This window comes from Colwellia sp. 5_MG-2023 (genome assembly GCF_030547795.1).
Classification (GTDB): Bacteria; Pseudomonadota; Gammaproteobacteria; order Enterobacterales; family Alteromonadaceae; genus Colwellia.
This window is the reverse complement of record NZ_JAUOPW010000009.1, coordinates 104,955-117,747: the sequence shown is the minus strand read 5'-3', so window position 1 is coordinate 117,747 and position 12,793 is coordinate 104,955. Positions and strand designations below refer to the sequence as shown.

11 protein-coding genes and 1 pseudogene are annotated in these 12,793 nt (G+C 35.2%); 6 read left to right on the top strand and 6 right to left on the bottom strand.

Annotated elements, in window-relative coordinates:
* Positions 1-304 precede the first annotated feature (304 nt).
* The 3 genes from Q4496_RS08890 (at position 305) to Q4496_RS08880 (ending at position 2,056) form a co-directional block, all read left to right on the top strand.
* Positions 305-784: a hypothetical protein gene (locus tag Q4496_RS08890; RefSeq protein WP_303610293.1), complete on the top strand. Its 480-nt coding sequence runs from the start codon at positions 305-307 to the stop codon at positions 782-784.
* A gap of 173 nt (positions 785-957) precedes the next feature.
* Entirely contained in the window at positions 958-1,443 is a 486-nt protein-coding gene (locus Q4496_RS08885; protein WP_303610292.1) for a hypothetical protein, read from the top strand.
* 271 nt (positions 1,444-1,714) lie between these two features.
* The gene (locus tag Q4496_RS08880) at positions 1,715-2,056 is read left to right on the top strand and encodes a DUF6694 family lipoprotein (RefSeq protein WP_215972835.1); all 342 of its coding nucleotides are present in this window, start codon (positions 1,715-1,717) and stop codon (positions 2,054-2,056) included.
* Between the two features lie 28 nt (positions 2,057-2,084).
* Here Q4496_RS08880 and Q4496_RS08875 read toward each other — a convergent pair.
* A pseudogene (locus Q4496_RS08875) lies at positions 2,085-2,231 on the bottom strand (IS110 family transposase); the annotation flags it as partial.
* 83 nt (positions 2,232-2,314) lie between these two features.
* Here Q4496_RS08875 and Q4496_RS08870 point away from each other — a divergent pair.
* On the top strand, positions 2,315-2,971 hold the full coding sequence (locus tag Q4496_RS08870; protein WP_215972834.1) for a hypothetical protein: 657 nt from the start codon (positions 2,315-2,317) through the stop codon (positions 2,969-2,971).
* Positions 2,972-3,445: 474 nt separating this feature from the next.
* Positions 3,446-3,805, top strand: coding sequence for a DUF2750 domain-containing protein (locus Q4496_RS08865; protein WP_159820101.1), 360 nt, complete (start codon positions 3,446-3,448; stop codon positions 3,803-3,805).
* A gap of 321 nt (positions 3,806-4,126) precedes the next feature.
* On the opposite strand, the gene Q4496_RS08860 is transcribed toward Q4496_RS08865, so the two are convergent.
* The 5 genes from Q4496_RS08860 to sbcD form a co-directional block, all read right to left on the bottom strand.
* Positions 4,127-5,455, bottom strand: a complete 1,329-nt coding sequence (locus Q4496_RS08860) for an amidohydrolase family protein (protein WP_303610291.1) — start codon at positions 5,453-5,455, stop codon at positions 4,127-4,129.
* Positions 5,456-5,600: 145 nt separating this feature from the next.
* Entirely contained in the window at positions 5,601-6,095 is a 495-nt protein-coding gene (locus Q4496_RS08855) for a peptidylprolyl isomerase (protein ID WP_215972832.1), read from the bottom strand.
* A gap of 160 nt (positions 6,096-6,255) precedes the next feature.
* Positions 6,256-7,182: a DMT family transporter gene (locus Q4496_RS08850; RefSeq protein WP_252727456.1), complete on the bottom strand. Its 927-nt coding sequence runs from the start codon at positions 7,180-7,182 to the stop codon at positions 6,256-6,258.
* A gap of 104 nt (positions 7,183-7,286) precedes the next feature.
* Positions 7,287-10,871, bottom strand: coding sequence for an SbcC/MukB-like Walker B domain-containing protein (locus Q4496_RS08845; RefSeq protein ID WP_303610290.1), 3,585 nt, complete (start codon positions 10,869-10,871; stop codon positions 7,287-7,289).
* The gene (sbcD, locus tag Q4496_RS08840; RefSeq protein ID WP_303610289.1) at positions 10,868-12,190 is read right to left on the bottom strand and encodes an exonuclease subunit SbcD; all 1,323 of its coding nucleotides are present in this window, start codon (positions 12,188-12,190) and stop codon (positions 10,868-10,870) included. Before sbcD ends, Q4496_RS08845 begins: the two co-directional genes overlap by 4 nt.
* 102 nt (positions 12,191-12,292) lie before the next feature.
* Here sbcD and ybaK point away from each other — a divergent pair, with 102 nt between their 5' ends.
* Positions 12,293-12,760, top strand: a complete 468-nt coding sequence (ybaK, locus tag Q4496_RS08835; RefSeq protein WP_215972829.1) for a Cys-tRNA(Pro) deacylase — start codon at positions 12,293-12,295, stop codon at positions 12,758-12,760.
* Positions 12,761-12,793: the final 33 nt, after the last annotated feature.

Here is a 12,793-nt window from a genome sequence, read left to right as displayed (position 1 = left end):
CACCAAACTTAATCAAGGTAAATTAAGCTTAGTTTATGGATTGAATTTCATCCACGTTATTATGGGTGGCCTAATAAAATTCTAATAAATTTTAGTTAAAATATCGGTTTGTTCAAGTTTGAGTGATTGTCCTAGCTAATTTTGCACACATCGACCAGGTGAGGCGATATTTTTAACTGATTGATCTACTGATAATAATCGAGTAGTGTAAATATATTATAAATTATGGACGATTGATGCCATCTTGTAGAAAGAAGGAATTTTTCTCATAATAAACTGTTAGTAGTCATAAGGACTGTTTCGCATGAAGCGTATAATTTTATCTGTTATATTAAGCACATCTATTATTTATTTATCTGGTTGCTTATCTGAAAGCAGCGCCACGGAAAATGATTTTAATAAAGTAGATTTTAAAATAACTTCCCAAGGTTCACAAAGTGATACTCATGGTGGTCAATTAATAGTTGCTCTAAATGAAGTTCAATTTAATGAATTATTAAATAGAATACCTAGTATTTCAGGTGATTATCCCGAGCCTGATTGGGGTAATAATGAAGTTGTAACAATATTAAGCCGCATTTCTGCTTGTTCAGCGCTTGAGGTTACAAGTGTTACAGAAAACTCTGAAACTACATTAATTACAGTTTCAAAAGTTACATCTACTGATCCGGCTCTGTGTGATCCTACAATTGAAGCCTTCCAATCACTTGAATATGCGATGGTGGAGTTTGTGCGTAATAATAAACCAGTATCAGTCATATACAAAAATAGAGATGACTACTAACAAATAACTATGGTGTTAAAGGAATGAATTAAAATTAACAAGTTGCCTAAGTTCGCCGCAAAAGGCGAAGCTGGGACAAATACTTACAGGGCTTTTCCCATAAACGTTCGCATTTGCCCCTTGGCAAGGCTTTATCACTGAACTTTCAACTAACTTTAAAGGGATTAATTAAAGTGCTGCATACCTTAGAGACAAAACAACTCAAACCAGAGTTATCAACTCCCTTAATTAAACTCGTACTATTGATTTTCTTGCTTGTGATTATATATTTTGGATACGAAAGATATGAGCAGCATAAAACCGAGCAAGCAGAAGCTTCGATTTTTATTTTAAATCCCCAAGTTAATGATATTTATTTTCTAGATATGCAGCTTATCAATGATAAATTAGAACGAAAGAGCAAATATAAATTAGCTAAGGTTATACGTGTTTCTGATGATAACGTAGCTATAGTTTATGGGAGTGTTTTCTATCAATGGCAATATGCTGTAGTAAATAGCATCGAGTATGGTGAACTACATAACAGTGATTACTTTACCTTAATACCGGATTATATTTCCTTTAGTAAAATTAAAGAAATGAAGAATAACGGAGCTATTTACTTAGTTAAACGACCAATTCAAAATAAAGTTTATGGCAATGTTGTTAACCCTGAATAAAATACAATATAATAAGAACTTCAAGCGGGACTGCTAACAGTTTGCTCAGTTTCGCTTCGCTACACATTTTAGCAAACTATTACCAGCCCCTTAAATGGGCATTGAGGCTGTAGAATAACTAATTCAGTCAAAACGACGATTTTTTTAGCCCCTGTATCACGCTGTAGAGTGTTAATGCGGTATAGGTAATGCATTTACTACCTCTATTTTACGGGGTAATTAATAAAAAACGAGTAATTCTACAATCTCGTTATATTTATAAGGATATTCGATGAAAAATTTACTGATAGTTGTCATAATTTTGATTCTTAGCGCTTGCGCTAGCACAAAAAAGGATTTTGTATTTGACGGTTCAACAATTGAATCAACCCAATATGGCATTTCTAAAGTCTCAAAACGTTTAAAGCCTACGCAACAAATAGAATTTATGATGGCTCTAATGGCTATTCAATTTTCAGATGTAAAAAGTGTTAATGACGTAATTGGTGATCCTACAATGACTAATGAAATAAACTATTTCATTATTGGCAAAAAAATTGACGGATTAAATTACTACGGTGTCTTAGATTTAGCTAAGTCTTCACCAACTAAAGTTAGTGTAACGGCACAATAAATATAACAACACGCCCTGAGGTGGACCGCTAGTAAAATCGGCAATTTATTGCAAACTTTAAAAGCGGTGGGCCTCTTAGTTTTAGGGCTTCTAAGAATTTCGATTCATTGTACGGCGTGCTCGTTTTCCAACACCTAAATACGATTAGGATCCACTTGAAAGCCAGTGATCTAATAACACGTTATTATGGGTGGCCTAATTAAGTCAAAATGAGTTATTCTACAAGTTCGTTATGTTTTCTTATAAAATGGAGTTTCAATGTTAAACCCGTGGTTGAATTATAAATTTGAAAATAGCACTGTCCACAATGAAGATCTGGATTTAATTAACCAGTTTAATTCAAAAGCTAAAACTGACTTTCAATACAGTGATGTACTTCTTCCAGATCCGTATATTGGCTCTCTTAATTCAAAATTAATGTTGCTAGCATTAAATCCAGGGCTTAGTGATAGTGATTTTGATGTACATAAAAATACAAATTATATTGAACATCATTGGAAAAATATTAATCAAACAGAGTTAGATTATCCTTTTTATTATCTAAATCCTAAATTGGATTGTCCTGGAACTGATTGGTGGCACAAGAAGCTAAAATGGATTATTCAAGATTTAAATCTTAAAAATGTAGCTAATAATATATGTTGTTTACAGCTAACTCCTTATCATTCTGTTAGGTTTAAAAGAAACCCTAAACAATTACATACCCAACGTTTCATTGCTCATACTTTAAAAGAACACATAAAAAAAGGTTATCCTATTGTAATCATGAGAAGTAAAAAACTATGGGTAGAGCTCGTGCCAGAACTAGATACTTATCAAAATGCCTTCTTATTAAGAAACCCAAGAAACCCAACTTTGAGCCCCAATAATATAGGTGATGAAAATTACCTTAAGCTATTGGAAATATTGGGTTAAGGAAAACATAACAAATAAGAATAGGTGTCGCGAAGCCGACACTTTATTCGGGTGTTGGATAAGCTCGAAGCTAGCTTTATATAGTAAATAGCCTGATATGTAAATACAAGGCACACTGTTCCAAAGAACGAGTGTTTTTGTTCGTTAATTTGGCTACTTATTCATAGATTTCATCTTTCCTTTTATTCGAACGCTAATGCCATTATCCCTTTTCTTAAAAATTTTAACGAAGACAGTCGCTCAAAGTTCTATTTAACCTGTGTTATTTTTTATTTTGAGATACTTTATAAACGAATGTCCTGATTAATTACTGATTAATTACTGGTTAATCACTTAAATCAAAAAGCTTGAATTAAAAGCAGTTGTTAAATCAAAGCCAGCTAATATAGCTGGCTTCTTTGTATTTGAAAATTAGTTAAGGGTTTAATACAGCCTATGTTAACATCCCTTTTTTGATTTAAAGATACTTAAACTATGTCATTACCAGAGCCGCTAAACCAATTTATTAAACACGTTGAAACCACTCAAACATTTTACGGATTACAAGAACCTAAATCACAAGAGTGGGTTATTCTTGATTCTGTAAATTTTGAAGAGCATGACGTAATGCCTTTATGGTCAACAACTGAATTAGCAAGCGTACATATTGCTGATGAATGGGCTGATTATGTAGTTGCACCCATCACAGTTGCTGATTGGTTAGAATTTTGGGTAGAAGATTTATCTAACGATCCGATGGTGATTGGTGTTGACTGGCGTGACGAGGATAACTGCGCTGAGTATGCATTAAGTGATTACAGTCAGGCTATTATCAGTATTGAAAAATACGTATAAAACTTTGCAACCGCTTAACTTTTTATTTCAGCGTGACTTTAAGGCACAAGTCATAGCAAGATGAGAAAAACGATAGAGATTCCGTATAAAGCAATTTACGGAATGACGCAACTATGTAGCAAAGTAGCAGGCCAATGACGAAATCACCTGAACTAACCTGAATCAATTAAGCTATTCTCGTCTTCTTGAACTTGATATCCAGCTCAAGCAAGACGAGAAAAATGATAGAGATTCCGTATACAGTGACTTACGGAATGACGCAAGTATGCAGCTGAGTAGCAGCTCATTTAAAAGACTAAAAATAACAACCGTCATTAAAAATTAGTTTTTAATGACTTTGCCACCTTTCATTACAAAATCGACATCTAACAATGCTTTAATATCTTTTAGCGGATTATCATCAAACGCAATGATATCGGCTATTTTTCCTGGCGCTAATGTCCCTAAACTTGCAGACATACCAATTAAGTCGGCGGCATTAACAGTAGCGGATTTTAATACGTCACTGTTTTTCATCCCCGCTTGTGCCATTAGCACGCCTTCTTTACCGTTATCGCCATGATGAGAAACACCGCTGTCTGTTCCATACGCGATTTTAACACCCGCTTTATATGCTTTTTTAAAGGTCTCTGTCATATCAGAGCCAACGCGAATCGCTTTTAACTTAATTGCTTCAGACATAAAGTTACTGTGTTTAGCCATTTCAACAACCGTATTACCCGCTAATAAGGTTGGTACTAAATAAGCGCCAGATTTCTTAAAAAGCTTGACGGTTTCTTTATTTGCATAGCTACCGTGTTCAATACTGTCGACACCGGCGCGAAGTGCGGCGTTTATACCTTCTGCTGCATGTGCGTGACTGGCTACTTTTCTGCCAAGTGCATGTGCTGCGTTAACCACTTCTTTTAATTCATCATCTGACATTTGTTGGCCAGTACCTGTATTGGTATCTGACAAAACCCCACCCGTTGAGGTGATTTTAATCACATCTGCTCCATATTTAATAGCGTGACGTGTTGCTCTTCGACAGTCGAAAGGCCCGTCACAAATAGTTTTACTGGTTCGCATAGCGAGAATATCAGGACTTAATCCGTCGACGTCACCATGTCCACCGGTGACTGAAACAGATGATCCTGAGGCAACGATTCTAGGACCATCAACCCAACCTTTAGCAATTCCATCACGTAGTGCAAAAATTTGCTCTGCACTTGCGCCTAAATCTCTAACCGTAGTAAAGCCTGCCATTAAGGTTTTTTTAGCATTAGAAATACTTTGCATTAAGGCATCGGAATCAGACATACGTAGAGATTGACTGTCATTTTTAGGTCCTAATTCTCCTTGTAAATGCACGTGCATATCCATTAAACCCGCCATAACAAAACTTGATGATAAATCAATTAACTGAGCGTCTCTATTGATATCATTGGGGTTAACGAAGCCTTTTTTAATCTCAGTAATTTTGCCATCGGTAATCACCAAGGTTTGTTTAGATAACGTACCTTTACCGGCAACGGGTAATAAAGTACCCGCATGGATGACTTGAGTTTGTGCTAATAAATTAAAAGAAGAAATAAGCGATAGTGAAAGTAAGGTGTGTTTTAAGGTGTTAAGAACGCGAGTAGTTTGTGCTGTTGTGGTAGTTGTAGTCATGACTGGTATTACTCTAAGTTGGTTGCTTAAATAATTAAACTGAAAAATAGTTAAACTAAAAAATTATAAAAGCATAAAAATATAGCTACCAATACCTTAGCAGCTATATAGTTTTCGTCAAGAAGACAAAGTTGGCCGGTGTGTTCTAATGGTGATGACCACCTACACCGTGTGCATGGCCATGTTGTACTTCTTCATCGGTTGCCGCGCGAACATCAACAACGTCTATATCAAATGTTATGACCTTTCCAGCTAATGGTGGGTTAATGTCTACAGTGATCATAAACTTCCCTGCTTTTAATACCGTCACTTGACGTTGACCTTGCTCAGTATGAACAACTGCAATCATGCCGGCTTTCCATTTAGCATTTTTGCTCGGTAAACCTTGTAAATGTTTTACTGGTACACGTTGAATCAAGTCTTCTTGACGTTCGCCATAAGCTTCTTCAGGTTGTAAAGTTACGCTGAATTTATCGCCAGCTTCTTTGTCAGTTAACGCTTTTTCTAAGCCCGCTAAAGTATTATTTGCTCCGTGTAGGTAGGCAAGAGGATCACTACCATGAGAAGATTCTATTTCTTCTCCTGCTTCATTTTTTAGAACATAATGGAACTGAACAACGGTTTTATCTGTAATTTTCATGTAATTCTCTTTAACGGTTTATAAATGAATTTGGTGCTATTTCGGCTTCGTATTATACTAGATAAGTACAGGATAAATGTTAATTAAACGTTCATACGAAGTATTGGCACTTATTTTAGCATTAAACACTATAAATTAAGAGTCAGTATTTTATCTCAATTTAAGCCCACAGCAGTAAAATAACAACACTAACAATGATCAACAACATCCCTATATATTCAATTGTAGTGATTTTCTCTTTAAATAAACGGTAAGTTAATGCCAGTGTGATAAAAAACTCTACTTGACCTAATGCTTTGACATAAGCTGCATTTTGCAGACTTGCCCCAGTAAACCAACCAATAGAACCAAGTACACTTGTTATACCGACAAATAAGCATAAACGCCAATGAGCTAACATTAACTTTAGCTGTGTTTTATCTTGTAAATAAACATAAATAACAGAAATAATTGATTGAACCGTGATCATAAATACCAAGGTAATTGCTGCACTCACCAATAAATCAATATTAAGAGCTAAACTAGACTCTCGAATTAGTAATGTTGTAATGGCTAATCCTAACCCTGCCGAAAGTCCATAAAACAAGCCCATTTTAGCATCAGAGCCCGTTAAGAAATCACGTGGTCTAAATTTAACCTTCGAGACAAATAAAACCCCAATAACACCAACAATAACACTAAACCACCCCATGAGACTTAATGGCGCAGCAAATAATAATGCGCCAACCATAGCCACTTGTATCGCTTCCGTTTTGGCAAGACTTGTTGCAACAGCAAAGTTTTTGTATCGAAAAGCAGCAACTAAACAAGCAGTACCAATGATCTGGCTTACACAGGCAATTAAAGCATAAAATAGAAAATCATTATTGAGCGTTGGTACTGAAACCTCTCTAAAATCTAACATCCACCAGACATATGCCCAAGCAAATGGTAGCGCGTAAACATAACGCACTGCCGTGGTAGCCATAGAGTTTAGTTTACCGGATAATTGTTTTTGACCAGCAGTTCGAATTGCTTGCATAGTAGCAGCAAGTAACGTGAAATAAATCCAAGTGTATTCTGATGTAAACAGATCTGAAATAGACAAGACTGATGTTCCTTTAAGGTATATATAATAGAGACAATTTACTAAGCAACGCTAGCTTTAACTGGCTTTAACACATATTAATTTTGTTAATTCAAGCCAGGTTGTTAACCCGTTATGTCAGGTGTAAATGAAAAACGTTTATCAAGTGAACTAATACCTAAACCACTTTGTTTTTCAACCTTAATTTGTACATCAATTCTATCTTTCAATGCTTCAATATGACTAATAATGCCAATCATTTTACCGCTTGCATTAAGGTTATCTAATGCAACCAACGCTATTTCTAACGTATCATTATCTAATGTGCCAAAACCTTCATCTAAGAATAAAGAATCAATACTGGTTTTATTACTAACCAAATCTGACAAGGCTAACGCTAACGCTAAACTAACTAAAAAGCTTTCACCACCCGATAGCGTTTTAGTGTCACGAAGACTATCACCTTGCCAGGTATCCAATACTTCTAAACTTAAGGTGTCACTTTGCTGACACTGTAACTGGTACCGACCATCAAGTTTATTCAATTGTTCATTTGCTAAGTAAACCAGATGATTGAGCGTAAGACCCTGAGCAAACTTTCTAAATTTAGCGCCATCAGCAGAGCCAATTAAACCATTTAAATAGCCGAGTTCATCTACTGCAATTTGCTCAGTTTCAATTTGAGCCAGTAAACGTTGTTGCTTAATTTTATTTTCTTTATCGTGATTAATGGCTTGTTGAATTTGCCCTAAATGCAACTGCTGTTGTTTTAATTTTTCATTAAGCTTTACCAGTTCAACTTCAATTTCTGATAAGGATAACAGTAATAATTTATCTACATTCATCTGACTGTTTTTCGTGCTAGCAACCAGTAATTTTTCTGCCTCGACTTTAGCGTTGCCATGCTCTAATAATTGCTGATTTACGCTTTCTTTTTGACCTAAAAGCTGTTGTAAACGAGCTTCAATGGCTTGTTGTTCTTTATTTAGTGTTATTAATCTATTTTTTGTTATTTTTTCTTCTTCTAATATTTTATTTCTAATAAATTCAGACGATTGTGATTGCTCATCAATATAGCCCAACGCAAAAAATTCAGTTACGCGTAACTCTTTTTTGCTCATTAATTGCTGTTTAAATTCTGTTGTCTGTTGTTTGAAACGAATTAAACGGCTTTCCGCTTGGTGCACTTGTTCAGAGATTAATATATCTGCTTGTTCAACTGAAGATAACTGCTTAGAAAGCGTTTCTTGCTCTGCAATTTTTTGTTCAAATAACATGACTTGTTGTTTTAGCTCTTCTAACCAAATCCCCGAATTAAGGCAAAGATGTAGATTAGTATTTTCATTTGAATTTGCATCTATAACATCATTTAATTGCTCGGCTGTATTGTCACTCAAACCTTCATTGCTCTCTTTATTTAAGCGATCATGTAAATGTGATGAAAATTGATGCAATTGCATTGATTGAATATCAGCAAATAAATTTTTGTACATAAAGCTTTGATCAGATTGTAATTGTTCTATCGCTTTATTTTGTTCGTTGTTGTCATGGTTATTATGGTTAATTTTTTCTGCAATAAGTGCTGATTGATGTTGTCCTTGTAACAATATTTGACTGACTTGAGATTGTTGCTGCTCAATATTGATTTGTTGTTGTACGTAATGATTAAAGTTTCGTTGAAATTGTTGCAAAAGCTCCAGTTCATTATTTATTTTTGTTAATGCTTGTTCAATTAATGTGATATCTGATAACTCAAGCTGATTATTAGTTAACAATAAAGGAGGTAAATTCAAACGAGTAAAAGCAGCGAGTAACTCAGCTTCTTCTGCTTTAATCATTTGACCACGATCGTCCTTGGTTTTCAGCTCAACATTAAGCTGAGTTTCTTGCTGTGCTAGTGATTTGCCTTGTTCTTCTAACTGGCTGAGTTCACCATTAATAGACTGTAAACGCATTTGTTGCGTATCAACACTAATCGCTTGATATTCAGTTATTGCAGGATGTTCATTAGAGCCACACAATGGACAAGGCTGTTCAGGCTGTAATTTATCCCGATGTTCGCTTAATGCCATAATGGTTTGTTGTTGAGCAATTAAGGTTTCAACATCAGTTTTTTGCTGTTTTAACTGAGTAAATTGTTTCCGTAAATCAATTAATTGTGATTTCAACTCAGCCAATTTGGGCATTGCTAATTGCTTTTGATTGCTAAGTTGTGCTTTTTCCTGAAAAAGCATCTGATAACGGTTAGCCAACTGAAAAGCTTGGCTATAAGAGTTTTGTTGCTGTTGCCACTGGTTGATTTTAGCATTTAAACTATCAGAAGTTAGTGACTCTCCTGCTAATTCAGCCGTATCTAATACAGCTATGTTTTGAGTCACTAATTGTTGTTTATTCTTATCAAGATCTACTTGTTGGCTCTGTAATTGCCTATTTTTTAATGTGCTATCACTTAATAACGTTTGTTGTTTATTCTGTTCGTTAACAAGTTGTTGATGCTTATTTTGTATTGCGATTAAGTCTTGTGTTTTATTATCAATATGAACTTGTATTTGAGTCAGCTGACTAACTTGATTTGACCATAAAGGCAGTTTTTCTTTTACTTGAAGAAGGGGTTGATGTTCACTGGTATAGCTTTGTAATTCATCAATAGCTGCACGTAATTGCTTTTTGTTACTTTGGGTTTGTTGTTGGTTTAATGTTAACTGACTTAACTCTTGCGTTTGTTTGCTTTCTTGCTCTAAAACTTGTGATAATTGCGTGTTTATATTGGCTATTTCATTGTCTAACGGCAATATTTTTTCAATCAGTTTACTTTCAATAAGCTTATGGTTAACTTCCTCTTTTTCTTGTGCTTGCAAACACTCATCAAGAGCAGCTCTTCCTAAACCGACTTGTTCTTGTACACTTTTGATTTGTATTGTTAAATCATTTATCTGAATGGATTTTTTTTGATGTGCTTGATTTATTAATACTACATTTTTTAATGACGAATAAACTGACTGTTCATCTATAATTTCATTACTTTGTTTTTCTATTTCAAGCTCTTGTGCTTGTAAATCACTTAATTCCTGCGTTGTTAATAATGTGACTCCTTGAGATGTAGCCTGCATTAATTGTAATGATTTTTCAGCCGCTTTATGATTAGTAAAAACTTGTTTTGAAATATCTCCATAAATTTGTGTGCCGGTTAGTTGCTCTAACAATTGCGCTCTATCATTAGGCGCGGCGTTTAAAAAGGCAGCAAACTCCCCTTGTGATAACATCATCGACTTTCTAAATCTTGAAAAATCTAAACCAGTGATCTTGGCGATATTATCTTTAACATCTTTTAATTTTTCAGCAATAATTGTCCCATCAATTAGAGACAACTGAGCAACAGGCGCTAATAAGTTTCCATCCGCTTTATTCCTTGCACGTTTTTGACTCCAAAAAGCACGGTATCCCTGATCTTTTACTTCGAACTCTACTTCAGCCATACAATTAGCGGTAAAACGTGTCATTAATTGATTTTGACCCGCTGAAACTTTAATACGTGGGGTCTCATGATATAAAGCTAAACATATAGCATCGAGAATAGTTGTTTTACCTGCACCAGTAGCACCGGTAATAGCAAAAAGTCCATTAGAGTCAAATGGCTCTTGCGTAAAATCTAATTGCCAAGCATTCTTAAGCGCATTAATGTTCTCAAATCGTAATCGCAATATTTTCATGATTCACCTTCACTTAATACTTGCGCAACGGTTTGCTTAAACAAGGTTTGTAACTGCTCTTTACGTGTTAATTTTACGTTAGTTAACTCTGAATCAGTTGACTCTGTGTCAATAGTGTCATCATCGAGCCAAACTTCTTGCTGTAAACGCGAGTCAAAAACCTCGTCTAACGTTAATTCATTTAATGTACTGTGATCTTGTTGTTTTTCTAACAATATACGTTGCCTTACTTGCTTCTGCCTTCTAACAAGTAACACTTCCACAGGAAAGTCTTTGACTAACGTGGTAATTTTAGGCTGTAAATCACTTAACAGCCCGGTATTTGCTAATTCAATATCTAGCCAAAGTTTGCGGTCGTTGTCGTCACTAATTAATGTTGATACAAGTGTTTCAAGATCTTGATTGAGGGTGTCGAGTGTCGTTTTTAACATCGCTAGCGGTTGAAACGTTGGAATAATTAAATCAGTTACCGTCGATAGATTATTTTCATCAAAATCCACAAGTAATACACGTTTCTTTTGTTTAGCTTCATCAAAACTAAGCGCTATTGGCGATCCACAATAGCGAATATGCTCTGTTTTACCTACTTTTTGAGCGCGATGAATATGCCCTAACGCAATATAATCGGCAGCAGGAAATGCATTGCTGGGAAAAGCTTCTAATGTGCCAATATAAATATCTCGTACTGAGTCTGAGGTGGTTACACCTAGTGCGGTTAAATGTCCGGTCGCAATAATAGGTAACTTAATGCCGTTATCGCTTTTTTCATGTTGAGCAACGAGCAGCTGAGCTTGTTCAAATAAACGCTGATAGTGTTCAACAATAGCTTGTTGCAACTGCTTAGATTTATCTGTGGCTGACTGCCCTGCTTGACTCTTTATTACATCACGTGGTCTGATAAATGGGATAGCACAAATAACAGCTTGTGCGATGCCTTGTTTATTTTTTATGGCAAAAACTTGATCAGCTAAATTAGCAGAAATTGAAGTATCTGTGACGTTAGCGATAACATTTGTTGATAATGCGCTTAATAGCTCTTTTGATTCTGCTAACATGCTGACAGAGTCATGATTACCCGCTAATACAACAAGTTGGCAATTAAATCGCTGTAGCTTACTTATAAAGTTAAAATACATTTGCCTTGCATAACTAGGCGGTGTTGCGGTATCGAAAATGTCACCGGCAACAATAATAGCATCAACAGCCTTGTCTTCAACTTGAGTTAATAGCCAATCTAAAAACTGTTGGTGTTCATTAGCCCTGCTTTTACCATAAAAAAATTGACCTAAATGCCAATCAGATGTGTGAATAATGCGCATAAAAAGGAAAATTAATGATGAGGAAAATAATAGTTGATAATTCTACCTGAAAGGCGACAATAAACCATTAATGATTAACAATAAAAACTATAGATTGAGAAAATGACACCAGCAACTCAACAACTAAAGCAAAAAAAAATCCCCTTTGACGTACTGCAATATGATCATGACGTTAATGCCACTTCCTTTGGTCTGGAAGCCGTAGAAAAATTATCCCTTAATGCGCAACAAGTATTTAAAACCTTGGTTGTTTGTTGTGATACTGATCAACTTGCTGTTGCAATAGTTCCCGTAAATTTAAAGTTAAATTTAAAGGCAATTGCTAAAGTATTAAAAGTAAAAAAAGTAAAAATGGCTGACGCTAAACGAGTAGAAGCAACAACTGGCTATGTACTAGGTGGTGTAAGTCCGTTAGGCCAAAAAAAACGTTTACCTACAGTCATCGATAGCAGTGCTGAAACGCTTGAGTTAATGTATGTTAGTGGTGGTAAACGAGGTTTAGAAATAGCACTTGCACCAAAGGATTTAAAAACCTTAAGCCAAGCCAGCTTCGCCGTAATTTCAACTTAAGACTTATTACATAAATTAGCTTTAGATTAATCC

What these genes read in the sequence shown, in the direction of transcription:
- Q4496_RS08855 (WP_215972832.1), bottom strand. Translation starts at nt 6,095, where the DNA reads ATGAAAATTACAGATAAAACCGTTGTTCAGTTCCATTATGTTCTAAAA.
- Q4496_RS08890 (WP_303610293.1), top strand. Translation starts at nt 305, where the DNA reads ATGAAGCGTATAATTTTATCTGTTATATTAAGCACATCTATTATTTAT.
- Q4496_RS08870 (WP_215972834.1), top strand. Translation starts at nt 2,315, where the DNA reads ATGTTAAACCCGTGGTTGAATTATAAATTTGAAAATAGCACTGTCCAC.
- sbcD (WP_303610289.1), bottom strand. Translation starts at nt 12,190, where the DNA reads ATGCGCATTATTCACACATCTGATTGGCATTTAGGTCAATTTTTTTAT.
- Q4496_RS08880 (WP_215972835.1), top strand. Translation starts at nt 1,715, where the DNA reads ATGAAAAATTTACTGATAGTTGTCATAATTTTGATTCTTAGCGCTTGC.
- Q4496_RS08845 (WP_303610290.1), bottom strand. Translation starts at nt 10,871, where the DNA reads ATGAAAATATTGCGATTACGATTTGAGAACATTAATGCGCTTAAGAAT.
- ybaK (WP_215972829.1), top strand. Translation starts at nt 12,293, where the DNA reads ATGACACCAGCAACTCAACAACTAAAGCAAAAAAAAATCCCCTTTGAC.
- Q4496_RS08865 (WP_159820101.1), top strand. Translation starts at nt 3,446, where the DNA reads ATGTCATTACCAGAGCCGCTAAACCAATTTATTAAACACGTTGAAACC.
- Q4496_RS08860 (WP_303610291.1), bottom strand. Translation starts at nt 5,455, where the DNA reads ATGACTACAACTACCACAACAGCACAAACTACTCGCGTTCTTAACACC.